This is a genomic window from Acinetobacter sp. RG5, from assembly GCF_031844265.1.
In the GTDB taxonomy this organism is placed as follows: domain Bacteria; phylum Pseudomonadota; class Gammaproteobacteria; order Pseudomonadales; family Moraxellaceae; genus Acinetobacter.
This window is the reverse complement of the sequence record NZ_JAUZUV010000008.1, coordinates 75,012-98,796: the sequence shown is the minus strand read 5'-3', so window position 1 is coordinate 98,796 and position 23,785 is coordinate 75,012. Positions and strand designations below refer to the sequence as shown.

General features: G+C 42.2%; 22 protein-coding genes. 20 read left to right on the top strand and 2 right to left on the bottom strand.

Features of this window, described 5'->3' with window-relative positions; translation table 11 throughout:
* Window positions 1-151: 151 nt before the first annotated feature.
* The 7 genes from Q9R21_RS09550 to hisC all read left to right on the top strand — a co-directional run bounded on the left by Q9R21_RS09550 (window position 152) and on the right by hisC (window position 7,198).
* Entirely contained in the window at window positions 152-1,603 is a 1,452-nt protein-coding gene (locus Q9R21_RS09550) for an RNA polymerase factor sigma-54 (protein ID WP_311204325.1), read from the top strand.
* A gap of 184 nt (window positions 1,604-1,787) precedes the next feature.
* Window positions 1,788-2,120, top strand: a complete 333-nt coding sequence (gene hpf, locus Q9R21_RS09545; protein WP_004730744.1) for a ribosome hibernation-promoting factor, HPF/YfiA family — start codon at window positions 1,788-1,790, stop codon at window positions 2,118-2,120.
* 133 nt (window positions 2,121-2,253) lie between these two features.
* Window positions 2,254-2,505: a BolA family iron metabolism protein IbaG gene (gene ibaG / locus Q9R21_RS09540; RefSeq protein ID WP_004730742.1), complete on the top strand. Its 252-nt coding sequence runs from the start codon at window positions 2,254-2,256 to the stop codon at window positions 2,503-2,505.
* A 7-nt stretch (window positions 2,506-2,512) separates the two neighbouring features.
* Window positions 2,513-3,769, top strand: a complete 1,257-nt coding sequence (murA, locus tag Q9R21_RS09535; RefSeq protein WP_004279150.1) for a UDP-N-acetylglucosamine 1-carboxyvinyltransferase — start codon at window positions 2,513-2,515, stop codon at window positions 3,767-3,769.
* Window positions 3,769-4,470: an ATP phosphoribosyltransferase gene (gene hisG / locus Q9R21_RS09530; RefSeq protein ID WP_004646025.1), complete on the top strand. Its 702-nt coding sequence runs from the start codon at window positions 3,769-3,771 to the stop codon at window positions 4,468-4,470. The genes murA and hisG overlap by 1 nt, the downstream gene beginning before the upstream one ends.
* A gap of 186 nt (window positions 4,471-4,656) precedes the next feature.
* A complete protein-coding gene (hisD, locus tag Q9R21_RS09525) occupies window positions 4,657-5,961 on the top strand; it encodes a histidinol dehydrogenase (RefSeq protein WP_311204324.1) in 1,305 nt (434 codons plus the stop codon).
* Between the two features lie 148 nt (window positions 5,962-6,109).
* Entirely contained in the window at window positions 6,110-7,198 is a 1,089-nt protein-coding gene (hisC, locus tag Q9R21_RS09520) for a histidinol-phosphate transaminase (protein ID WP_311204323.1), read from the top strand.
* Window positions 7,199-7,307: 109 nt separating this feature from the next.
* Here hisC and Q9R21_RS09515 read toward each other — a convergent pair whose 3' ends face one another.
* Complete coding sequence (locus tag Q9R21_RS09515) at window positions 7,308-8,639, bottom strand: anthranilate synthase component I family protein (RefSeq protein ID WP_311204322.1); 1,332 nt, start codon at window positions 8,637-8,639, stop codon at window positions 7,308-7,310.
* A gap of 259 nt (window positions 8,640-8,898) precedes the next feature.
* Between Q9R21_RS09515 and Q9R21_RS09510 the strand changes: the two genes are divergently transcribed.
* The 6 genes from Q9R21_RS09510 (at window position 8,899) to Q9R21_RS09485 (ending at window position 17,034) form a co-directional block, all read left to right on the top strand.
* The gene (locus Q9R21_RS09510) at window positions 8,899-9,975 is read left to right on the top strand and encodes a DUF6160 family protein (protein ID WP_311204321.1); all 1,077 of its coding nucleotides are present in this window, start codon (window positions 8,899-8,901) and stop codon (window positions 9,973-9,975) included.
* A gap of 190 nt (window positions 9,976-10,165) precedes the next feature.
* Window positions 10,166-10,999, top strand: a complete 834-nt coding sequence (locus Q9R21_RS09505) for a C39 family peptidase (protein ID WP_311204320.1) — start codon at window positions 10,166-10,168, stop codon at window positions 10,997-10,999.
* A 34-nt stretch (window positions 11,000-11,033) separates the two neighbouring features.
* A complete protein-coding gene (locus tag Q9R21_RS09500) occupies window positions 11,034-12,239 on the top strand; it encodes a hypothetical protein (protein ID WP_310077747.1) in 1,206 nt (401 codons plus the stop codon).
* A 12-nt stretch (window positions 12,240-12,251) separates the two neighbouring features.
* On the top strand, window positions 12,252-13,916 hold the full coding sequence (locus Q9R21_RS09495) for an outer membrane protein transport protein (protein ID WP_311204319.1): 1,665 nt from the start codon (window positions 12,252-12,254) through the stop codon (window positions 13,914-13,916).
* A gap of 7 nt (window positions 13,917-13,923) precedes the next feature.
* Complete coding sequence (gene filE / locus Q9R21_RS09490) at window positions 13,924-15,081, top strand: putative pilus assembly protein FilE (protein WP_311204318.1); 1,158 nt, start codon at window positions 13,924-13,926, stop codon at window positions 15,079-15,081.
* A gap of 21 nt (window positions 15,082-15,102) precedes the next feature.
* The gene (locus Q9R21_RS09485) at window positions 15,103-17,034 is read left to right on the top strand and encodes a hypothetical protein (protein WP_311204317.1); all 1,932 of its coding nucleotides are present in this window, start codon (window positions 15,103-15,105) and stop codon (window positions 17,032-17,034) included.
* A 58-nt stretch (window positions 17,035-17,092) separates the two neighbouring features.
* Here the strand turns inward: Q9R21_RS09485 and Q9R21_RS09480 are convergent, their stop codons facing one another.
* Complete coding sequence (locus tag Q9R21_RS09480; protein WP_311204330.1) at window positions 17,093-17,641, bottom strand: NUDIX hydrolase; 549 nt, start codon at window positions 17,639-17,641, stop codon at window positions 17,093-17,095.
* 123 nt (window positions 17,642-17,764) lie between these two features.
* Between Q9R21_RS09480 and Q9R21_RS09475 the strand changes: the two genes are divergently transcribed.
* From Q9R21_RS09475 to fghA, 7 genes are all read left to right on the top strand, one after another.
* Window positions 17,765-18,373 (top strand): CoA pyrophosphatase, encoded by a 609-nt coding sequence (locus tag Q9R21_RS09475; protein ID WP_005104899.1) that lies wholly within the window; start codon window positions 17,765-17,767, stop codon window positions 18,371-18,373.
* A 24-nt stretch (window positions 18,374-18,397) separates the two neighbouring features.
* Window positions 18,398-18,925 carry a gamma carbonic anhydrase family protein gene (locus Q9R21_RS09470; protein WP_311204329.1) on the top strand — a complete coding sequence of 176 codons (528 nt, stop codon included), beginning with the start codon at window positions 18,398-18,400 and terminating at the stop codon, window positions 18,923-18,925.
* 136 nt (window positions 18,926-19,061) lie between these two features.
* Complete coding sequence (gene tsaB, locus Q9R21_RS09465) at window positions 19,062-19,727, top strand: tRNA (adenosine(37)-N6)-threonylcarbamoyltransferase complex dimerization subunit type 1 TsaB (RefSeq protein WP_153566727.1); 666 nt, start codon at window positions 19,062-19,064, stop codon at window positions 19,725-19,727.
* A gap of 16 nt (window positions 19,728-19,743) precedes the next feature.
* A complete protein-coding gene (locus Q9R21_RS09460; RefSeq protein WP_004279167.1) occupies window positions 19,744-20,568 on the top strand; it encodes an undecaprenyl-diphosphate phosphatase in 825 nt (274 codons plus the stop codon).
* Window positions 20,562-21,383, top strand: a complete 822-nt coding sequence (locus Q9R21_RS09455) for a class I SAM-dependent methyltransferase (RefSeq protein ID WP_404976589.1) — start codon at window positions 20,562-20,564, stop codon at window positions 21,381-21,383. The genes Q9R21_RS09460 and Q9R21_RS09455 overlap by 7 nt, the downstream gene beginning before the upstream one ends.
* A gap of 120 nt (window positions 21,384-21,503) precedes the next feature.
* Window positions 21,504-22,886, top strand: coding sequence for a C13 family peptidase (locus tag Q9R21_RS09450; protein ID WP_253145127.1), 1,383 nt, complete (start codon window positions 21,504-21,506; stop codon window positions 22,884-22,886).
* A gap of 43 nt (window positions 22,887-22,929) precedes the next feature.
* Window positions 22,930-23,766: an S-formylglutathione hydrolase gene (fghA, locus tag Q9R21_RS09445; protein WP_247143844.1), complete on the top strand. Its 837-nt coding sequence runs from the start codon at window positions 22,930-22,932 to the stop codon at window positions 23,764-23,766.
* Window positions 23,767-23,785 lie beyond the last annotated feature (19 nt).

Below are 23,785 nucleotides of genomic sequence, written 5' to 3'. Positions count from 1 at the left end.
ATGCGAAAAATTAAGTATTTAAAAATTATTAGTCGCGAAAGACTAGAAATTTAAAATCCGATTTGTATGTTTTTTGGTAAATCTGTGTTATAAAAAATAAAACGGCATAAAAATTGCTTATAAAATGGGGTTTTCTATTAAGGGGGTAACAATGAGATTATCAGTGGGCATAAAAATTGCGAACTCGCTGTCATTAACTCCACAATTACAGCAGGCAATTCGGCTATTACAACTTTCAAGTCTGGAATTGGAACAAGAAGTTCAGTTGCAACTTGATAGTAATCCTCTATTAGAAAAAGTTGAAGAGCAAATTACCCTCGAAAGCTTATCTACCATTGAATCAAATAATGAAAATAACGATCTAACCAATGAACTTAACGCCGATCATCTGCCTGATGACTTACCTGTAGATACCGATTGGGATGATGTTTATACCCATCAACCTACAAGTCTGGGGGCGGCCGAGTTCGAAGAGCGTGAAGATAATCGTCAAGGGCATCAGAGCCTGCAAGAATATATGCTGGAACAGATTAATCTGTTGAATTTTTCACAGGTTGATAAATTAATCGCTTATTGCATCGTCGACTCTCTGGACGACAAAGGTTTTTTAGATGCAGAGTTGAGTGAAATTACTGCATCAGTACAACATTTACTCTCTTCTATGGGCTTTGAAGAAGAAATTGAAGATGATGAAGTTGCCGTTGTATTAAAGCATATTCAGCGTTTGGATCCGGTGGGTGTGGGTTCTAGAAGCTTGGCAGAATGCCTATTAGTTCAACTTGATAATTTACCTGCGTCAACGCCTTGCCGAAATGATGCGATCAAACTTCTGCAACATTATGAATTGTTGATTACCAATGAGCTTCCTAAGCTGATCAAACAGACTGGCTTAAATCCAGAGCAGTTGCGCTGTGCTGTAGATTTGCTAAAAACATTAAAACCGCATCCTGGTCTGGAATTTGAAAATAAGGAATCGGATTATCAGGTGCCAGATGTCGTGGTGATGAAAAAGAATAACTGCTGGCAAGTCAATTTAAACTCGGATGTGCTGCCAAAGTTACGCGTCAATTCTTTTTATGCCAAAATGATTCGTCGTGCAGATCAAAGCGATGATAATCAGTACCTGCGTAATCAGATGCTGGAAGCGAAGAACTTTATTAAAAGTATCGATGAGCGGCATAAAACATTATTGAAAGTCGCGACTTGTATTGTGGAACATCAAAAAATGTTCTTGGAAATTGGGGCGGAAGGCATGAAACCTCTGGTTTTAAGAGATATTGCCGAAGAAGTTGAATTGCATGAGTCTACAGTTTCTCGGGTAACCACCAATAAATATATGCTGACCCCACGTGGATTGTTCGAGTTGAAATATTTCTTCTCGAGTCATGTCGGGACTACATCAGGTGGTGAAGCATCTTCTACTGCTATCCGTGCCAAAATCAAAAAACTGATTTCCGAAGAAAATGCCCGTAAGCCTTTGTCTGATAATGCAATTGCCAATATGTTAAAAGATGAAGGCATTGATGTGGCACGACGTACGGTGGCGAAATATCGTGAATCGTTACATATTCCTTCATCTTCTGAACGAAAAGTCTTGATCTAAAATTTGAAATCTGGCTATTCTAGAGATTCATTATGACAGCATAATGAATCTTTTTTTCTTTTGAGGAGCAGTAAAATGATTTGATCCAGGACTTAAAATACGGATATTTTATTTATAAGTTGCTGCATTTAAATTATTTTATATTGTGACTCTTCTAATCCTAACGAAGGTGAGGGATAGAACTATGCAAATAACAATTCGTGGACATCATTTATCGATTACGCCAGCTATTGAAGAAAGTATAAAAACCAAGTTTTCACAGATGACGAAGCACCTAGATCAGGTGAATAGTATGCAAGTGAAACTCTCGAAAGATCATCAAATTGATAAACGCTCTAGAAAGGGCAGTAGTAATCATATCGCAGAGGCTATTATCCGATTACCGGGCATTGAATTTTTTGCTCACGCCACCGCAGATGATATGTATACCTCAATTAAAATATTGACCGAAAAATTGAAACGGCAGATTGATCGATACCGGGAAATGCATTTACAGCAGCATCCTTTAGCTCTATAAAGGACAAATGATGAAAAAGAGGTTTTAAAAGCCTCTTTTTTTTATATATATAATGTATGGATCCATGAATTATTTTTGCTATTTATAGTAAAATGGCTCGTTTTACACCCTTAGTCCTATAAGAGGTCTTGTGATGAATAATGAACAGCTCGCTGAAATTTTAGAAGCCGCTTTTCCAGAGGCGGATGTTGCTGTGAGTGGTCAGGGCGGAAAATTTGATCTCCGTATTGTGGATGATCAATTTGAAGGTAAGCGTCCAGTTGCACGCCAACAAGCTGTTTATGCTCCTCTCAATGCCCATATTGCCAGTGGTGCAGTTCACGCAGTAACGATTCGCGCGATGACAAAAGAAGAATGGCGCAAAGCAAGCTTATTTGGAGCTTAATCATTTAATGGATAAATTTTTAATTCAGGGCGGTATCAAGCTCGAAGGTGAAGTGCGCATTTCTGGTGCAAAGAATGCAGCACTTCCATTATTGGCAGCAATGATTCTTGCTGATACCCCGATTACGCTCAGAAATGTTCCTAATCTAAAAGATGTCAATACGTTGGTGAAGCTGATTGCTGGTCTTGGGATCACCATGACTTATGAAGGCGATACGGTTGTTGCTGATACTTCTACATTAGATAACCAGTTCGCACCGTATGAGCTCGTAAAAACTATGCGTGCTTCTATTTTGGTGCTTGGTCCATTATTGGCGCGCTATGGCAGTGCAAAAGTGTCTTTACCAGGCGGTTGTGCGATTGGTTCCCGTCCTGTCGATCAGCATTTGAAAGCTTTAGAAGCTTTAGGCGCCGAGATTGAAGTCGAAGCCGGTTATGTACATGCCAAAGTCGATGGTCGCCTGAAAGGTGGCGAAGTTGTCTTTGATATGGTGACTGTGGGTGGGACAGAAAATATTCTGATGGCTGCCGTGTTGGCCGATGGTGTGACCACGATTCGCAATGCAGCACGTGAACCTGAGATCACTGATCTTGCGCAAATGCTGATCAAGATGGGTGCCAAGATTGAAGGTCTAGATACCGATACTTTAATTGTGACCGGTGTCGAACGTCTGCATGGCTGTGAATATGCGGTTGTTGCTGACCGGATTGAAACCGGTTCATATCTGGCAGCAGCAGCGATCACTGGCGGTCGTATCAAAACCACGCATACTGATCCGTCCCTGATGGAAGCGGTGCTGGACAAGTTTGAAGAAATGGGCGCAGAAGTGACCCGTGGTGACGACTGGATTGAACTGGATATGCTGGGTAAACGTCCGAAAGCTGTCAGCTTCCAAACCTTACCACATCCAGAATTTCCAACCGATATGCAAGCCCAGATTATGGCTGTGAATGCCATTGCTCAAGGCTTTGCGACAATTTCTGAAACGATTTTTGAAAACCGTTTCATGCATGTTCCTGAATTGGCACGTATGGGTGCCAATATTCAGGTAGAAGGTAATGATGCTGTGGTAACGGGTGTAGAAAAACTTTCTGCCGCACCCGTAATGGCAACAGATTTACGTGCTTCGTTCTCTTTGGTGCTGGCAGCACTTGCCGCTGAAGGTGAAACGCTGATTGACCGCATTTATCATATTGACCGCGGTTATGAAGATGTAGAAGCAAAGTTACAAAGTTTAGGTGCCCAAATTAAGCGAGTAAATTAATGAGCGATATGAGAAACGATGATCCAAACTTTGACGTAATGGGCAATTTTGATCATGGTTTAACTTTGGCATTAAGTAAGGGGCGTATCTTAAAAGAGACTTTACCTTTGCTAGAAACAGCAGGGATTAATCTTTTAGAAGATCCTGATAAATCTCGTAAATTGATTTTCCCGACCACGCATAAACAGGTTCGTATTCTAATTTTACGTGCTTCAGATGTACCGACTTATGTTGAAAATGGTGCAGCCGATATTGGCGTGGCCGGTAAAGATGTATTGATGGAACATGGTGCACAAAATGTCTATGAACCATTGGACCTGAAAATTGCGGTATGTAAATTGATGACCGCCGGTAAGGTGGGGATGCAACGTCCTAAAGGTCGCTTAAAAATTGCGACCAAGTACGTGAATTTGACCCGTCAATACTATGCCAGCTTGGGTGAGCAGGTTGATGTGATCAAGCTGTATGGCTCCATGGAACTTGCACCACTGGTCGGTCTGGGCGATTACATTGTTGACGTCGTAGATACAGGTAATACCTTGCGTGCCAATGGTCTGGAGCCACTTGAAGAAATTTGCAAAGTGTCTTCGCGTTTAATCGTGAATAAAGCCAGCTTCAAGCGTAAGCAAGCGTTGTTAAATCCGATTCTGGCACAGCTTGAAAAAGCCGTAGAAGAACGTGAAAAGGCCAAACAGGCTTAAATTTTTTGCATAAAAAACCGTCCTTTTAGGGCGGTTTTTTTTATTCGATTGAACATAAATACGATGTAAATTCTTTCATCAATTTTACCAAAAGCTATTTCCAATAAAACTCATAGGGCTAGAGCACTATAGCTGCCGACAAAAGTCTGGAAAACAGGTAAACTAAAGCCTTCGAATTCAAACCTGATGGGTAAATTGATGCGACGTTTATCGACCCAAGATCAAAACTTCAAGCAAGCATTTGCTGACTTGTTGGCTTTTGAAACTGTTAATGATCCTGAACTTTTAAAAACTGTAGATCAAATTATTGCTGATGTTCGTCAGCATGGTGATGCTCAAGTTCTTAAACTCACTCAACAGTTCGATCGACATCCGGCGCATCAATTTTCAGATTTAGAGTTAAGCCAAGAGCAACTGCAAGCTGCCTTCGAGGGTTTGACGACTGAAGTGCGCGAAGCTTTAGAGCTTGCTGCAGCACGCGTGCGCGAGTTTCACCAGGCACAAAAACAGGACGGCTGGACCTATGTCGATGCTTTAGGAAATACGCTTGGTCAGAAAGTCACTCCACTGGATCGTGTTGGGATTTATGTACCGGGTGGTCTGGCGTCTTATCCATCTTCAGTATTGATGAATGCGGTGCCTGCACATGTCGCAGGTGTGCCGGAAATTATTATGGTGGTGCCTGCGCCGAATGGTGAGTTAAATCCATTGGTACTGGCGGCTGCATATCTGGCAGGTGTAACGCGTGTCTTTACGATTGGTGGCGCGCAAGCAGTTGCGGCATTGGCTTATGGTACAGAAACTGTCCCAGCAGTAGATAAAATTACTGGCCCGGGCAACCGTTTTGTTGCTGCAGCAAAACGTGCAGTGTTTGGTCAGGTCGGCATCGACATGATTGCAGGGCCTTCTGAAATTTTGGTATATGCCGAAGGCCAAAATAATGCTGAATGGCTGGCCATGGATTTACTTTCGCAAGCTGAGCATGACACTGTGGCACAAGCCATTTTCATCACACCAGATGAACAGTTGCTAAATGCCGTTGAGCAGGTGATTGAAATGCACTTGGCAACATTACCGAAGGCGGAAATTGCCCGTACTTCGATTGCCAATCGTGGTGCTTTAGTCTTGGTAAAAGACCGTCAAGAAGCGTCAGATTTGATTAATCAGGTAGCGCCTGAGCATTTGATGTTATGTTTAGATGATGCAGAAGCAATGTCTGATAGCATTCGTCATGCAGGTGCAATCTTTATGGGTCGTTATACGCCTGAAGCCATTGGTGATTACTGTGCCGGGCCAAACCATGTCTTGCCAACTTCAGGTACTGCGCGTTTTTCATCGCCACTTGGTGTCTATGATTTCCAGAAGCGTTCAAGTTTGATCATGTGCTCACAAGAAGGTGTAAAAACTTTAGCAAAAACTGCGGATATTTTGGCGCAACAAGAGAACTTGGATGCACATGCACAGTCAGCACGTTATCGTTATCAATCATAAATAGCATTACAACCTCTCCCTGACCCTCTCCTAAAAGGAGAGGAGAATTTAAACCACAAAAATCTTGTGTCTTTATTAATGAAAATTCCTCTCTTGCGCCATATATGGCTCAGGGAGAGGTTAGGAGAGGGTTTAAAGAGAATATAAAATGAATATCACAACAGAACAAATGCGTTTTTGGAGTCCTGAAGTACGTGAATTAGAACCGTATACCCCAGGCGAACAACCAAAAATCCAGAATATTTTAAAACTTAATACCAATGAAAATCCGTATCCACCATCACCCAAAGTGGTAGAAGCGGTTCAAAAGGTACTTGCGAATTCGGCGGATGTTTTGCGTCTGTATCCTGACCCGGATGCATCAGAGTTGAAACAGGCGATCGCTAAACAGCAAAATGTACCTGTAGACACTGTCTTTGTCGGCAATGGCTCAGACGAAGTCTTGGCACATATCTTTAAGGCTTTTTTTGTTCAAAAACAGCCTCTGCTTTATCCAGATATTACCTATAGTTTCTATCCGGTTTATAGTCAGTTTTTTGGCGTCAAAACCAAAATCTTACCATTGAATGATGACTTTGAAATTGTTGTGGATGACTATAAACAAGCTAATGGCGGCATTATTATTACTAATCCTAATGCGCCGACCAGTATTGATCTAGGTTTGGCTGCGATTGAAGAAATTCTGCAAGCCAATCCGGATTCAGTGGTGGTGATTGATGAAGCCTATGTGGATTTTGGTGCTGAATCAGCAGTTAAGCTGGTTGAGAAATATGAGAATTTAGTCGTATGTCAAACCACATCGAAGTCACGTTCTCTTGCGGGTTTGCGTGTTGGTTTTGCGATTGCTCAGTCCCATTTAATTGCAGCACTGGAAGCAGTCAAAAATAGCTTTAACTCTTATCCGATGAACCGTTTTGCGATTGCTGCAGCGGTCGCTTCATTTGAAGATCAAGCCTACTTTGAAGCACAAAATGCAAAAGTGATTACGAGTCGTGAAAAGTTGGTGTCCCAATTAAATGAGCTTGGTTTTAAAGTTTTACCATCGAGTGCCAACTTTATTTTTGCCTCATTGCCATCTAAGGATGCAGGTGAGTTGGCCAGCGAACTACGTGAACGTGGCATTATCGTGCGTTATTTTGACAAGCCACGTATTAACCAGTTCTTGCGAATTACTATTGGTACAGATGAGCAAAATCAGCGTTTAGTCGATACACTAAAAAATGAGATTTTGGTGTGATTAAAATCCCTCTTAGCCTCCCTTTGAAAAGGGAGGATTTCCCTCCTTTACTAAAGGAGGGTTAGGGTGGATTTGTAGAAAAAAGCGAGTCAAATGATTCGCTTTTTATTTATTTAGGTTGATACCACGTATTTAACAGATCCAGCATCGCTGAAACTTTATCAAAACATTCTTGATATTCTGCATCACAATCCGAAGAAATGGTAATACCACCACCCGCCCATAAAGAAACATCTTCTTGATATTTTTGGATGGAACGAATCAGAATGTTCCAGGAACCGGTACCATCAAAATTAAAATAACCCATTGATCCACAATAAGCCCCACGTGCTACACCTTCCAGTTCAGCAATAATCTGCATGGCACGAATTTTAGGCGCACCCGTAATTGAGCCACCTGGTAGGGCTGACATTAACACCTCGAAAGGATTGATATCTGCTTTTAAGGTCGCTTCAACTTCGCTCACCATATGATGTACTTGATTAAAACTTTCGATATTAAATAATTTGGGTGTTTTAACCGAACCTGTTTCCGCATACACACTTAAATCATTACGTAATAAATCCACAATCATGACATTTTCTGCTTGATCTTTTTCCGATGCTTTTAATGTTTGTTTAGATTGTTCATCCAGCACTGGATCGCTATGGCGTGGCATGGTGCCTTTAATTGGTTTGGTGATAATTTTCCGATTTTTTTCGAAGTCAATAAATAACTCGGGTGAGCAACTGAGTAATTCAAAATCACCAATACGCAAATAACCCGCATAGGGCGCTTCGGTTAATGTCCAGAATGCTTGGGCAGTGGCTAAGAGGGAGCCTTGGGCACGACCTTTAAATTCTTGGGTCAGATTAATCTGATAGCAGTCACCTGTAACAATATAGTCCTGAATTTTCTGAAAAGCCTGAATATAGACAGATTTAGTCCAGCGTGAGCTACAAGGATTTTTTAAATGAAATGTCGAGTGAATTTTATCTTGATTAAGTAAGTTCTGAATATGATTGAAAATCTGTTCTGCCTGTGGATCATCACTATAGAACATCCAGCCATCAGGGATTGGTTTAATGTAGGAAGAAAATTGACCAATAAATAAACCAGGTTGAGGGCGATCTGAATACTGAATATATTGTTGAGCCGCATAATCGTAGCCGATAAAACCGACATAACCTCCACGAAAGCCATTCTCTTGAGGAGTTTTTAATGCATCGATTGCTAAATTAAACTCAGATGGTCTGGGCTGATAGTGTTCAATCCCTGTTCTTTTAAAAGACTGAATTTGTGATGTCTGGGCAATAAAATATTCTTGAGCGCAGCAGGCAATAAAAGGCTGACCATTATTATTTAAATACACCAGATGATCCAATGTCTTCAATGCGGATAATAGATCTGCAACCAGACGAGATTCAAATTTTAAAGGGCGATGATAGAGAGCTTCGGTCATTCAGTTATGGAGAGTTCAATATGACTCACTATTTTATATCAAGAAGTCAGGAAAATATTTTTAAATCATGAAATACCGTTTATCGGTAAGCGACAGATTGCGACCAACAACAGTTGATCAAAAACTGACTCGACGCTACTTTAAGTGGGCTAGCAAATTACTCAAGGAAAGATGCTTAAGCTGTCAGAAAATAAAAAATACAGCCTAAACACTGAGTAATTCACAACCAAAAAAAATAGTACTCTTGGGAGAGTAAACAATGAAAAAATTTACAAAATTAGTTTTAGCGACTTCAGTTGCATTTAGTGCCAATGCGATGGCGATGCAAGCAATGGATGATGCATCTCTAAGCGAAACAACGGGTCAAGACGGTTTGACAATTGGTATCGGCATCTCGAAAATTGCTATTGAAAAATTATTTATTCATGATAATGACGGTTTGAAAGATGGTTATAATTTAGTTAATCCAACTACTGGGGCCTCAACTCCTCAAACTGCAGCCGCAGGTTCGATCGTGATTCGTGGTACTAGTGATACGGCTATTACAGATGCTGATCGTGTAAATCCTACGACTACGGCACACCATGGTGTATTAATCGGTGCCAATTATGACGATAATGGTGCCTATTTACTCGAGTCCCGTAATCTTGCTGACTTGGTGATCGACTCTGATGCAGGTAACGGTAATCCTTTCATTAATGTTGCTGCACAAGTATCGGGCCTTGATATTAAAATTGGCCGAATTGGGGTTACTGCATCTGGCGTAAAAGGTGCTGGTGAGAATGCGAATACGATTCGTCGAGGTGGTGGTGCTGTTGTAAATGACATCATTAGTGGTTTAGAAGTTAAAACTGGTGTGATAAATGCCAATATTCAACTGGGTGCTGCTCCACAAGGTGCAATGATCAAGATGAATACTGTAATGGTAGGTGGTTTAGAAATTAACAACCTGGGTATTTTAGATAATTCAACAAAAAATCAACCTGTTGGTCTTTCGGGTTCTAGCCCTGTGATTACACGTGAAGCCGGTGAAATCTTTATTGAAAGTATTAAAATTGCAGATGCGAAATCTAATGATTTGACGATTAGCCAAAATATTTCAGTATTTAATGATGCTTATGTAGGTACTTCTACGGATGTGACAAAAGCAGCGCATGTTCGTATTGTAAGTAATGATACTGGGGCGAAAGACCAATACATTAAAGGTATTCATTTAGGTAACCGTAGTGCAGCTTCATCTATCGGTGACATGGAAGTACAGGGGTTACAAACCTTCTACTCTAGAACTCCTGGTAGTTATACAAAAGGTGCAATTATTACTATTTCAGGTCACTAATCTTTATTTTAAAAAAAAGCGCGTGTTTACACGCGTTTTTTTTATGACTAAATCATTTATCCAAAAAATAAAAAAAATACTGTATTTTTTTGAAAAAGCAGGTATCTTTCTAGTTACAGGGAAGTAGAGTGAATGCTCTATAAAAAGAAAAATAGGCACATCATGCCCATTATAAGAAAAGTTAATAATTATGTTAGAGATCGCGTTGGGCTCGGCATTGATGTATTACGCTGCCAAAGAAGCTCTGGATATCAAAAAACAGCCGAATGGTGCTGTTCACTATACTGAAGTTCTTGATTCAAGAAATGACTCTTTTGTGCGTATGCACCGTGAAGCTGTGGAAGTACAACCGGCACTTCTGGATCAGTTTCAGGGCATTGTGCGTCAAGCTTATGATTATAGTTGTGGTTCAGCAGCACTTACGACCCTCCTCAATGGTTATGTCGGTACACAGCTGGATGAGCAGCAAGTCATGAGCGGGCTCATGAAATTCGGTGAAACGGATAAAATTGTTGAACGTCGTAGTTTCTCTCTGCTTGATATGAAGCGCTTTGTCTCGGCCTTGGGACTGGAAAGTGGAGGCTATCGAGGGGAATTCAAAGATTTAGTCAATCAAGATCAGCCCGCTATTGTTCCGATTTCCTATGCGGGATTTAAGCATTTTGTAGTTTATAAAGGTTATAAAAATGGCCGGGTTTATGTTGCAGATCCGGCACTTGGTAATATCAGTTTTGATGAACGGCGTTTTCAGGATATTTGGGAAAATAACACTTTGTTCCTGATTAATGTACCTGAACAATATCGCAAAAATTTTCTAGCATTAAAAGAATCAGATATGCGCCATGTAGAAGATGCTACGATCAATCGCTATGCCTTGGTTGACATGCAGTATCCACAATTTTATATGGACAAAATTGCTGATAAAGCTTCTACGATCCGTATGGACCGTAATCGTAATACAGAGTCAGAACAATTTGGGGAATATCAACATAACTTCCTGAGACTGTATTACAAGAATAAATAAAACGAAAAACAGTAATAAAAATTAAAATGGTGAAATGGATATGAACAGTAAATGGATGAACAAGACGTTCTTGGCACTGAGCATTCAAATGGTAATGGGCGTTGCATTTGCTGCAGAAGAACCAGCACTAGGTGAATACGAAACGGTTGATGAAGAAGTTGTTGTTGAAACTGCTGCATCTGTACCGGCTCAAACCGGGCAGGTCGAAACGCAGACTGCAGAAGAATCAGAACTAGGTGGATATGAAGCAGTTGAAGAGGCTGCCGTGGAAACAGCAGCACCTGTAGAGACTCAGGCTGGCCAGGTAGTAGATGCATCTCAAGCTTTACAGCAACAAGAAGGAGATGCTACTCAGGCAGCTAACCTGGAAGAAGTATTTACGTCAAATGAACGCCAATACTCTCTGATAAAACAAGGCGAAATTTCATCATATTACGATATTGATTATACCTATTATCGGGACACTCAACTCGATATCGAAATGGCTCAGGGCCAATTGTATCAACTACGTGTTCAAGAAAATGCAACACATAGTATGACTAATACTTTCACTTTTCAATATGGCGTGAAAGATAACCTGACCTTGACTGCATCCCTACCTTTAGTGGCTAAAACTGACTTGTTAAAAGATACGTCTACTGCAGGCTTGGGTGATATTAGTCTGGGTGCTCGCTGGGAGCCCTTCCCGCTAAAAGCAGGTCGTCTGCCTCTGATTTTATTTGGTAATTTATCAACTAAAACCGGTGACAGCCCTTATGAAATTAATGCCGCGACAGATCTGGCAGCAGGAAAGGGCTATTACTCTGCTGGAGTGGGTGCTAGTACGCGTAAATACATTGACCCAGTTGTATTGTTTGCATCGGTTTCTGCGAACTATGGTTTTAAAGAATCGGGCCTGAATCAGCGTCGAGGTAGCCGGATTATTGAGGAGTTTGAACCTGGTGTTAGTGGAGGCTTTGCCTTTGGTTTCGCATATTCATTTAACTATGATGTTTCGATGACCATGTCCTATCAGCAAAGCTTTAATACTGGTGCGGAATTTAACTATAACACTGGTGAAAGTTATTCTGCTGCAGATCAGACCAGTTCTACCTTTGCAATTTCCTTAGGTGTGCGAGTCTCTCCAGAAACAATTGTGAATGGTACCGTTGGCTTAGGGCTGACCGAAGATGCACCGGATGTTTCGTTGGGACTGTCATTCCCACTTGATATTTTAGGTTTTGGTAAAAAAATTAGTTAATAGGGGTGTCGTATGAAAAACATTCGACTTAGCCCGTTATTAACAGGAATTATTCTTGCGGGCTGTTCAAGTTATACCTTTGCACAATTGGGAACCAACCTTTCAGTTGATTTACGTGCATTATCCATGGGGAATGCCGTCACTGCAGATCCTCCAGGGGTCAATGCCATCCACTTTAACCCGGCTGCACTGACTAAAATTGATGGTCTGCAAACCGAACAGCAAATCATTGTGGCTAATTTTGATATCCAGCGTGAGTTTTCAGTACCGGCTGGATATAACGTATTTGGCTATTCTGATGATCCTATTGTCTGTAATGACGGTCCTGAAGTTTCATCTGATTTGTGTACCGATTTTAAAGGCCCGGTCAAAGGCGATGTGGAATATGTCAGCCTTTATGTCCCTTTTCTGAAAAAAATGGTGGATTTAGGCGAAGGTCTTCCTTTGACTGCACCTACGATGGGGATCGCATACAATCCCCCTGGATCGAAAGCTACTTATGCGACTGCTGTTTACGCTCCGCTTATGGCAGGCTTTGGTCATGAAGATGGTAACCCGGCAAACTTTATGGGGCAGCAGGTTGCTTTAGAGCGGATTACTTATCTGTCTCCATCTATCGGTTATGAGGTCAATGACCAGCTGTCGATTGGTGCTTCTATCGGGATGTCTTATCAAGCCATCAGGATGAAAACGGACTTGCGTTTCCCGAATGAGTTGATCGGGATGTTGCGTATGATCGACGAAGTCGTGTGTACGCCGTTTAAAGAAAATTCCGATATTATTACAGATATTCTTTTGCTCGGGATCTGTAATGCAGATGAGGGGATGAACCCATTTGGCAAGTTTGGTCAAATGCAACTGGAGCTTGAGCAAAACTTAAGTCCAAGCTATAACCTGGGAATATTGTGGGAACCGCGTGAGGACTTTAGTTTTGGTATGGTGTACCAAAGTGCTGCGAAAATGCGCTTAAAAGGTAAATATCATATTGATAATGCTAAAGCCCCTCAGGAAATGATCAAAGGTTTAATGACCTCACCGACCGGCCAGATTCTGGCTGCAATTCTTGGATTTCCTACTTACATACCATCGAGTGAATCTGGTCTGGTGTCACAGGATTTTGAATATCCGGCGCATTTTCAGGCAGGTATCAAATATAAAGTGATGCCAGATTTGCAAGTAAATTTTGATATTGGCTGGACAGATTACAAGGTCTGGGACGAATTTAAATTTGAATTTGATCGTACCATTTCAGCCCTAAAAATTGCCAAAATTTTGTCTGCCAATGTTACTGACTCAACCTTGGCTTTACCGATGGGATTTGAATCGCCGTGGAACTTTGGTATCGGGATGGAGTATTCCGCTACAGACCGTTTGAAGCTTCGGGCAGGTTATGAACCACGGACCAGTGCTATTCCAAAAAATAAGCGTAATACCATGGTACCGATCAATGGTGCACAGTTATTTGGTTTAGGTGTGGGTTACCGTTTTGATGCAGACACTGATCTGGATCTATCAATTGGTTTCTTGCGTAGCAAAGATCAGATTCCAGCAAATACCAGTAGTTTAGCCAACCAGACAGGGGTAAATAACCTGTTATTAAACCCATATGCAGGTTTAAACGTAAAAACAGATACCAAAATTACAATTTTAGGTTTGAACTATCGCACGCGTTGGTAAGGGAAAAATGATCAAGACAAGGAACGTTGGATTGACAGCGGTACTGGCATTAAATCTGGTATCCGTGTCTTTTTATACAAGCGCTAAAGAATTTATTACGATTATTGGTCCAGATGGCCGACCATTAGTCGTACCCCGTAATAATGCAGAGAAAAAAACTGAAGACAAATCTCGATTGTTGAAAAAAGTAGAAGCTGCAATAGTTCAGCCTGTAACTGTAAGACAAAACATAGAAAAATTGCCCGTCGTAGAAAATAGGCAAGTTAAACTTAAGCATGACCATAATATGGTTGTACAACCAGTACAACCAGTACAACCAGTACAACCAGTACAACCAGTACAACCAGTACAACTGCATACTGTGCAAGAAAAGATTCAGTCTAAACCACAATTAAAACCTGAATCTCAAGCTATTCAAAATCCTGATATTGGAGCTGGATCTTCTGTTGCTATTATACAAAAACCGGGATTTAGCCAGGTTGAAGGCATTGAATATGTGGATAGTGAGTATCTGGAAAATAAAGAATTTAATTTGGAAGGCAAAAAACGTTTCTATAGCATGCCCGAAGGAGTACTAGATAAAAATATTGGAACTACCCGGATCCAGACAATTGAACGTGAAAAAGGGGTGGGACAATCCGTATTAAAATCCTTGTTTCAAACGCCAGAAGTAGATTCTGGTCCTGTGGTACTGGCTCAAAGTTATTATCGTATTTCACAGTCGGAGACCATCGATAGCTTGGGCAAACAGTGTTTTAATGATAAGAAAATTAAAAAAGCTAAAGAAATCAGCCTTAAAAAAGCAGTTAACCTCTGGCCTCGTGCGCCTCTTAAAGCAGACCAATTTGATTTTGAAGTGGTAAAGCTTCAATCCGATATCCAGAATATTCAGATCAATTCTTATGCCTCTAGCCAGAAAAATCCAACGTATTATTGGCCTTTTGTTGTGTTTTTAGACAGTCGTGGTTGTGTGCTTGAAGGAGCGGGTGGTTTTAAAAATCAGGAAGGACAGGCGAATATTATTCAACATGAGCGTATCGAAGGGATTCTCCAGATTCCTGCTCAAAGTGAATATATATTATTGACGCCTTTGGCCTCAGCAATAGATGTTGAAGACAAGATGCTGATAAATCATGGACAACTAAAATTAGTCGCCATTCGATAAGGACTATTCGAGTACAAAAAGATGAAAAATAAAATATTATTTCCATTTGCTTTAACCACACTTTTAACGGCACTGAGTGGGTGTGGTGGGGAAAGTGCCAATGTCATTCCAGAAAAAAATGATGAAGCCACGACCAATGGTACTTGTACCCAAGGTACAACTAACTGTGTGGAATGGGGGCTGGAATATCCGCTCGATGGTTTGAACTTTAACTGTAGTAGCGATACAGAAAATACCTTTATTACGTTATTTGATAGTAAAAACGGGGTTGCTTCTGGAACCTGTCAAAAGACGGATAATATTGAATTTTATATTCAAAGTTTTGCTTCGCGCAAGATTAATTTAGGTCAAATTAAACTCAGCGATTATGCTAGTTTTAGTGCCCAGACCCAGCTGCCGCGTTTAAGTGTCATCGATATTGCAACTGGGATTGCTCGACGTCCGGTAGGGGATTTGGTGCCTAATGATCCTACCGTTCAGGTGGCCATGCGTCTGGTTAAAATTCTGCAAGCTTTGGCGCTAGAAGAAGGGCGTATTATTAATCCATCTGATGTACAACCTTTGTATATTACTAAAGAGATGCGTAAAAACCTGGCGAAAACCAGTGAGAATATCAATTTGATGGATGCCGATTTGGCGACCAAAATTAAAGATTTTGTTGATATCAGCACAATTTCGGATGAGGTGGCTTTTGCCACCGTTAAAAAACTGGTGACGATTGCTAACGCAGCCGTGTATCAGCCAGAATTTTCATTATTCTCAACTTCAGGCGTAATTGGTAGTAACCTGACGGGTTCAGATGGACTGGTGGGCTGTAATCAAAGCCCTTGTGATATTAAGAATAAGAATACTAAATATTTATTTGGCCATTTTATGCTGATTACCGATCGCCAGGGCTATACCTTTGGCAGCGGCTTACAATGGCGTGATAATGAGTTAACTCTGGCTAAAGAAAATTTATCTTCCTTAGGGGGGATTAATGCTCAACTCATCCGTAAGGTGAAACCGGTACAAATGACCGCTGATCCGCAAAGTTCATGGATTCATCCAACCAGTAAAACCATTAACACGCCTTACCGCTTGAATATTGCAAATAATGCGACTCCGCTTGAGTTGTATCAAGGCAGATTATTGAATGATTATGTGATCGCCGGTAAAGAAGCTTTCTATAAGATGGTGACTGACAAAAAATCGCTGGATACTTCCGATCAAGCCAACTTGGGGTTGTGGCGTTTGCAGGCCGATGGTGAAAACTATATGGGAAGCATTGATCTCTATAAGATTTTCCCAATTAGTTATCTGGATCGTCAGGTCTTTAAAACAGCACAGAACGTGGCAGATAAGGAGAAATATATCTTCCCAATGTATGCCAATCTGGAATTTAAATTTACAGATATCACTGTCAGCCCAATTACTTTAGGAATTGTAATTGACAGTAATGGTGATGTACGCACCAATATGCAATCTTCCAGCAATTTCGCGACTGATCCGGTGAATGGCTGTCAAGGTGATGTATTGGCAGCTACGCTCTTAGATCATCAAGGCATACAACAATATCGCCTCGGGACTTTGGGACGTGCATTTGTGGCTGATAAAGCGGTTTCCATGCGCCTGATTTTGGCTAATGAAAAGTTTGGTAATATCAATGGCGCATTGGTAGGGGTAGACTCACGCATCCAGTCTTCACCGGATTCTAGGGATTCGATTGTGATCGGTGGTGCACTGCTTAATTTGTCTAATGTGTTGGATACTAATGTTGGCCAGAATGGGCGTGTAACTTTCCTGAATTCGGCAGGTGATGGGGTACAATGGGCCAATACCTATGCGAGTTTTCAAAAAGTTTATAATAATAACAATGAGGGTGAAACACCGGCAGATATTAGCTTGGCAAAATTAAATGGTGGTTCGGTTGAGTTTAAACTCGCGGATTGCTATCAAGTCAAAGCTAAATAATATTCCTTAAAAATAAAAAAATCCCATCTTAGTATGGGATTTTTTATACAGATTAGATTTAACCCGTGTGGTCTAGACGTGTGCCTAAGGTTTCCAGATGCATTGGAAAAGTGTTGCTTTTACGATCTTCAAAATAATGTCTGAGGGTGTGTTCTACACTCGGGAAGGCAAGTTCAGTCCAGGGAATATCTGCTTCATCAAATAAACGTGCTTCGATGGTCTCTTCACCCGCACCAAATTTTCCATCAATCAGATTGGCTTTAAATAGCACATAAATCTGACCAATACGTGGAATGTTATACATACAGTACAACTGTTCAATGTCTACTTCAGCTTCGGCTTCTTCGCGGGTTTCCCGGGCAGCCCCTTGCTCCATGGTTTCAAACAGTTCCATATAGCCGGCAGGTAAAGTCCATAAGCCATAGCGTGGTTCAATGGCACGACGGCACAACAGTACTTTGTTCTCGAATAAGACTAAAGCACCACAAATTACTTTCGGATTAATGTAATGAATAGAGCCGCATGAATCACATACGCTGCGAATTTGCTGATCGCCCAAAGGAATTTTAGCAGTGGTTTTATGTCCACAATTCACACAGAAGTTCATATTCATCATCAATGATAAAAGTATGCTCAGAATAACTGAAAAACCAAAATTTGGCATCATTTCTCTCCCGCCCAGACTAAAATCAGCTATGATGAAATTATGATCATTGCTAGGGCTGAAAGAATGGATGCATGTGAATTGACACACAGGTTGCAGCAACGCTTACGTTTTTCCAAGCGTATCCGATCTGCGCATGCTGCCGTGTTGATTGCAATTACAGATGAAGCTGACCCAAAAGTATTGCTGACGCGCCGTTCAGCTTATTTGAATAACCATGCCGGAGAAGTCTCATTTCCGGGTGGCAAGCGCGATCCGCAAGATACCAGTAATATTGTGGTGGCTTTAAGAGAAGCCTATGAGGAAACGGCACTCAATCCTTTTGATGTACATTTAATGGGTGATTTACCCATGCAAAAAGCTCGTAATGGCATGTTGGTCAAACCGATTGTGGGATTGATTCCTCCACAAGTGAAGCTGATTCCACAACCGACGGAAATCGACCGGATTTTCTTTGCCTCATTGCAGCATTTGCTTGAAGTGACGCCCACGCCTTATGAAGTTCGCTTTGCCCAGCAATCTTTATATTTTCCGAGTATGCGGGTAGAAAATGAAGTGGTTTGGGGCTTGACCGCGCGTATGCTGATTTCTTTATTTCAATATGGGCTGGATTATAAAAAAGACTGGCCATTCTTGCTTAATTCTCCAACGTTTAAACGCTCCAAATTTTTTTAACCATTGAACAGGATTTTATCAATGTTGTATAAATTTCAGGGATATATACCCACTGCTACACATCAGCCCTGGGATGGCTGGGTGGCACCGACGGCAACGGTGATTGGACAAGTTGAACTTGGACGACAAGTCAGTGTCTGGTTTGGGGCTGTAGTACGTGCAGATAACAGTAAAATTAAATTGGGTGACTTTAGTAATGTGCAGGAAAATGCAGTGTTGCATACGGATGCAGGCATTGAGATGCACATTGGTGATTATGTGACAATCGGCCATCAGGCCATGCTGCATGGTTGTACCATTGGCGATAACAGCCTGATCGGGATTCAAGCAATCATTCTAAACAATGCCGTGATTGGCAAGAATTGTATTATTGGTGCCAATGCCTTGATTCCGGAAGGCAAGATCATTCCAGACAATTCCGTGGTGATGGGCTCACCCGGTAAAGTGGTGAAAACGCTGGATGATGACAGTATTCAAAAATTAACAATGAGCGCCATGCATTATGCCGAGCATTTTCAGAAATTTCGGGATTTGGAAGAAGTGCAACTCTAAGGCACTCTTTTAATGAGTGAATCATAAGCCTAGATTTTCTAGGCATTTTTGTATCTGTTTCGGGAAAATCTCGCGTAGCGGATATGAGTGGAGTATCATATCCGCGTTTTTTATATTCTCTGAATTAAGGTTGTGCATGAAAGTGCTGGCATTGGAGACTGCCAATGAGCAGTGTTCCGTTTCTGTAATCGATGATACTCAAGAACTATTTTTTCAGCTTGATGCGCGCGCCAAGGCACAAACGCAAACGATTCTCCCGATGATTGAACAAGGTCTGCAAGATCTTGGGCTGGCCATTGCTGATTTGACCGCGATTGCCTTTAGTCGTGGTCCGGGTTCTTTTAGCGGTGTGCGTATTAATGCTGCCGTGACTCAGGCCTTGGCTTGGTCAAATGATGTGCCGGTAATTCCGGTGTCGACTTTGCAGGCTTTGGCACAAGCAGCCTACCGCTTGCACGGTCTGACTGAAGTGTCTGCGGTATTGGATGCGCGCATGAGCGAAGTCTATATCGCGAGCTATCAAGTGGATGCACAAGGAATTATGCAACCGGTTGATGATGAGCAACTGTTAAGTTATGCAGAAGGCAGCCAAGCTGTACGCTTTACCCCGGTCGGCTCAGGCGCTGAACTGGTACAAAGCGAAACTTCAATTTATAAAGATGTGCATGCGACCGCACAGGATATCGCCAGCATTGCACGTGCAGCGGCACAAGTAGAAAACTGGGTGAGTGCAGAATTGGCATTACCCGTATATTTACGCGATAACGCGTGGAAAAAAATTCCAGAACAAGGCAAAGCATAATTAATTAGGATAAAGCATGGATCTTTTACTGCTACTCAAAGCGGCCATCATGGGTATTATCGAAGGCATTACCGAGTTTTTGCCTATTTCCAGTACCGGCCATTTGATTTTGGCATCAGAATTAATGAATTTCTGGACCAAGGAAAAGAGTGATGTATTCGTCATCGCGATCCAGATGGGGGCAATTGCTGCCGTTATTTATGAATATTGGGCACGTCTTTGGGGTGCAGCGACCGGGATTGTCAGCGGTGAACCGCAAGGTCGCCGTTTAGGCATTGGCCTGATTCTGGCTTCTATTCCGATTATATTGATTGGTCTGACGCTGGGACAAACCGTCAAACAATTACTGTTTAATGATATTGCGATTGCCATTGGTTTAATTGTCGGTGGTCTGATCATTATCTGGATTGAAAAGAATCCACCACAAGTCCGTGTCCATGAAGTTGAAGAACTCAGCATTAGAGATGCGATCTGGATTGGCCTAATTCAGGTTCTATCCTTGATACCGGGTACTTCCCGTTCAGGCGCAACCATTATCGGTGCGATGTTCCTCGGTGTGTCCCGTAAGGCAGCGACTGAATTTTCATTTTTCTTGGGTATTCCGGTCATTATCGGCGCTGGCCTGCTGGACCTTTATCAAAGCTATGATGTCTTAAATACGACTGAAGACTGGACCGTGATCGGAGTTGGGCTTCTGGTTTCCTTTATCTCGGCATTGATATTAATCCGTGCGCTGGTCGCTTATGTGGCTAAACGCGACTTTATGATCTTTGCCTGGTATCGTATTGCTTCGGGTCTGCTGATTTTATTATTTGCCTATACAGGTTGGAAATTATGGTAAGCGCGATTCGCTTATATGCCGAATCTGACTATCAAGAGAAAGCACAGCACTTTGAGGCTGTGCTTTCTTCTCGTGGGGTACAGGTTGAGATTGAAACTGTTGAAAAACTCAATGCACGTTTTTTCCGTTTAAATCCTGAACTGGCCCTCTGTGTCGATGCTGACGGACTCTGGTTATGTGCCAACGGCATGAAGATGCAACCGGACTGGCAAGCAGAAACTGGACGTTTAAAACGTGCATCTTTAAAGTCAGAAATGATTGCACGTGCCTGTAATTTAAGTGAAAAACCAAGCTTGGTTGATGCGACTGCAGGTCTAGGACATGACAGTCTGTTGATGGCACATTTAGGCGCGCAAGTGACTCTGGTTGAACGGCATCCGGTTCTATTCACCTTGCTGGAAGGTAGCCATATACGTGCCCAGTCGGATGCATTCCTGAGTCAGGTCGTATCCCGGATTCATTTGGTCTTTTCTGATTCAGCCGATTATCTGCAGCAACAGGCCCAGCAGCATAAAGTTGTCGATGTAGTTTATCTTGATCCAATGTTTCCACAGCGGGATCAAAACCAGCAGGCAGTCAAAAAGCAGGCGCAGGTCAAAAAACAGATGCAGCTGTTGCATATGTTATTGCCTGAAGATGGTGAAATGGATCTGGGCGATAATCTTCTGGAACTGGCACAGAAAATTGGCAAACGTGTCGTGGTCAAACGTCCGCGTCTGGCGGTATTTCTGGCCGGAAAAGAGCCAAATCATCAATGGCAAGGCGATGCTTGTCGCTTTGATGCGTATTTTCAGCATGAACTTGTAGCTGAATAGGATAATGGCTTCTTTATTAAGCAAAGATTTGTTATATATTTAAAATTAGCATTGATTAAATGCTTATCAAGCATAAACTTATTCAGCACATTAGCGAGCCACTCATCTCCTTGAAATCCTATGATCGACTTTAAACCCTCCATTAATTTTTGGCACGATTTTAAGAGCAACCAAATTGCCGGGATGTGGTTATTTCTGGGGTCGAGGCGTTCTTTACAACTGGTCCGTCCATCCATCATGCAACTGGTGTTCTGGGGGATCTTAGGGGGCTGCGCCAACAGTTTGTTTAGCTGGCTCAGTTCAGGCCGTATGGGAGATTTTAACTCTCAAGGCCTGATCAGTTATGCGCTTTGGCCTTTCATTGCCCTGATTGTCGGTATTTTTCTTTCGCAACGGGTCAATAATCCACGCTTGATGCTGGTGCCAGCCTTGTTATGGTTGGTGTTAGATACCCATATCATGCTGTTCCAGTGTCTGATTCAGTATCTGGGTGATCTGGATTATCTGCCTTATATCCTTTACGACTATATTCCAACGCTCTTTGTCATGCTGTTTGTCTGGCAAAGTCTGGCAGTGGTCTGGGTGATTTCACATGAATTAAAATGGCCGTGGTGGGAACGTGCGCTGATTATGCTGGCGACTTTGTTTACGCTAGTAGTTTGGCAGATTTCAGTCAAAGATCAGCCGATCTGGAAAGTCGAAGAAATTCCACCGAGTTTTGCCGAAGATGCTTTCTATGCCCAGCCAACTTTGCTGAATAAAGCGCTGGAAAATATCGAGTATGGTGAATTTGCACAGTCACACTGGTATTTCATGGGGGTAGCCGGAGCGAGCTATCAGGATGTATTCCATTCTGAAGTTGAGCGGATTAAAGAGCAGTTTGATACCCGTTTTGGTACTTTTGGCCGATCGATTGCCTTGGTCAATCACCCAGCGACACGTACCACTATGCCCATTGCTTCCAAAACCAGTATGGAGCTGACATTGCGCCGTATGGGGCAGCAGATGAACCGTGAAAGTGACGTATTATTTTTATATATGACCTCTCACGGTTTGCCGAATGTATTTGAAATGGAAAATGCCCCACTGGATCTGGCGCAGGTTGATCCAAAATGGTTGCGTGAAACACTAGATGCATCAGGCATACGTTGGCGCGTGATCGTAATCTCGGCCTGTTTTTCAGGCAGTTTTGCTTCTGCTTTACAGAATGACAATACCTTGGTGATTACGGCTTCGGCAGCTGATCGGCAGTCTTTTGGCTGTTCGAATGAAGCGGATTATACCTATTTTGGTCGTGCGTTCTTTGATGAAGCCATGCGTGAAAATAGCAGCTTGCAAAGCGCTTTCGCACAGGCCACAGATACCGTAGCAAAATGGGAATCAGCTCAAGGTTTTGAGCCATCAGAACCGCAATGGGTCATCGGCAAGAATATGGAATTGATGTTGCCACAACTGGAGCAACGTTTATTTCCCCAGAACAGTACGGCAACAGCATCTCCCTAGATCAATGTCATCCACAGACTGGTTGCAATAATAAGGAATAGCCATGGAACTTATACAGAACAATAGAAGCTTTGAAGGTGAACAGCGGATTTATCGTTTTGATTCGCGCTATCTTAAATCCCCGACCAAGTTTGGCATTTTTCTGCCGCCTCAAGCTTTAGAGGGCCACAGCTGTCCTGCATTATTCTATCTGGCAGGTTTGACCTGTACTGAAGAAACCTTTGCCATCAAGGCACATGCACAGCGTCTAGCGGCACAGCTTGGCTTGATCCTGATTACACCAGATACTTCGCCGCGTGGCGAAGGTGTGGCAGAAGGCGACAACTGGGATATCGGTCAGGGTGCGGGTTTTTATATCAATGCTACCCAGGCACCATGGGCTGAACACTATCAGATGGAAAGCTTTATTGTCGATGAGCTTTACGCACTGGTCACTGAGGAATTCGTGATCCATCCCGGCAAGATCGGCATCTTTGGCCACTCTATGGGCGGTCATGGCGCATTGACTCTGGCATTTAAATATCCAGAAAAATTCAAATCTGTTTCAGCCTTTGCACCAATTTGTGCCCCGAGCCAGTGTCCTTGGGGCGACAAAGCATTCTCGAATTATCTGGGTACTGAGAAAGAGGAATGGCTGAAACATGATGCAACCGCTTTGGTTCAGGAAAAGGGCGCCTTATTTAGCGATATCCTGATTGATCAGGGTTTTTCGGATCAGTTCTATAGTCAGCTTAATCCAGCCTTGTTTCAGCAAGCTTGTGATGCCGTGAACCAGCCGCTAACTTTGCGTGAACATCAGGGCTATGATCATGGTTATTACTTTATTCAAAGTTTCGTAGATGACCATTTGCAATTCCATGCCGTGCAGTTAAATCCTTAAAGCAAGACTGCACACATCT

Excerpts from the sequence above, each read along its gene's own strand:
- Q9R21_RS09550 (WP_311204325.1), top strand. The coding sequence starts at position 152 with ATGAGATTATCAGTGGGCATAAAAATTGCGAACTCGCTGTCATTAACT.
- hpf (WP_004730744.1), top strand. The coding sequence starts at position 1,788 with ATGCAAATAACAATTCGTGGACATCATTTATCGATTACGCCAGCTATT.
- ibaG (WP_004730742.1), top strand. The coding sequence starts at position 2,254 with ATGAATAATGAACAGCTCGCTGAAATTTTAGAAGCCGCTTTTCCAGAG.
- murA (WP_004279150.1), top strand. The coding sequence starts at position 2,513 with ATGGATAAATTTTTAATTCAGGGCGGTATCAAGCTCGAAGGTGAAGTG.
- hisG (WP_004646025.1), top strand. The coding sequence starts at position 3,769 with ATGAGCGATATGAGAAACGATGATCCAAACTTTGACGTAATGGGCAAT.
- hisD (WP_311204324.1), top strand. The coding sequence starts at position 4,657 with ATGGGTAAATTGATGCGACGTTTATCGACCCAAGATCAAAACTTCAAG.
- hisC (WP_311204323.1), top strand. The coding sequence starts at position 6,110 with ATGAATATCACAACAGAACAAATGCGTTTTTGGAGTCCTGAAGTACGT.
- Q9R21_RS09515 (WP_311204322.1), bottom strand. The coding sequence starts at position 8,639 with ATGACCGAAGCTCTCTATCATCGCCCTTTAAAATTTGAATCTCGTCTG.
- Q9R21_RS09510 (WP_311204321.1), top strand. The coding sequence starts at position 8,899 with ATGAAAAAATTTACAAAATTAGTTTTAGCGACTTCAGTTGCATTTAGT.
- Q9R21_RS09505 (WP_311204320.1), top strand. The coding sequence starts at position 10,166 with ATGTTAGAGATCGCGTTGGGCTCGGCATTGATGTATTACGCTGCCAAA.
- Q9R21_RS09500 (WP_310077747.1), top strand. The coding sequence starts at position 11,034 with ATGGATATGAACAGTAAATGGATGAACAAGACGTTCTTGGCACTGAGC.
- Q9R21_RS09495 (WP_311204319.1), top strand. The coding sequence starts at position 12,252 with ATGAAAAACATTCGACTTAGCCCGTTATTAACAGGAATTATTCTTGCG.
- filE (WP_311204318.1), top strand. The coding sequence starts at position 13,924 with ATGATCAAGACAAGGAACGTTGGATTGACAGCGGTACTGGCATTAAAT.
- Q9R21_RS09485 (WP_311204317.1), top strand. The coding sequence starts at position 15,103 with ATGAAAAATAAAATATTATTTCCATTTGCTTTAACCACACTTTTAACG.
- Q9R21_RS09480 (WP_311204330.1), bottom strand. The coding sequence starts at position 17,641 with ATGAACTTCTGTGTGAATTGTGGACATAAAACCACTGCTAAAATTCCT.
- Q9R21_RS09475 (WP_005104899.1), top strand. The coding sequence starts at position 17,765 with ATGGATGCATGTGAATTGACACACAGGTTGCAGCAACGCTTACGTTTT.
- tsaB (WP_153566727.1), top strand. The coding sequence starts at position 19,062 with ATGAAAGTGCTGGCATTGGAGACTGCCAATGAGCAGTGTTCCGTTTCT.
- Q9R21_RS09460 (WP_004279167.1), top strand. The coding sequence starts at position 19,744 with ATGGATCTTTTACTGCTACTCAAAGCGGCCATCATGGGTATTATCGAA.
- Q9R21_RS09455 (WP_404976589.1), top strand. The coding sequence starts at position 20,562 with ATGGTAAGCGCGATTCGCTTATATGCCGAATCTGACTATCAAGAGAAA.
- Q9R21_RS09450 (WP_253145127.1), top strand. The coding sequence starts at position 21,504 with ATGATCGACTTTAAACCCTCCATTAATTTTTGGCACGATTTTAAGAGC.
- fghA (WP_247143844.1), top strand. The coding sequence starts at position 22,930 with ATGGAACTTATACAGAACAATAGAAGCTTTGAAGGTGAACAGCGGATT.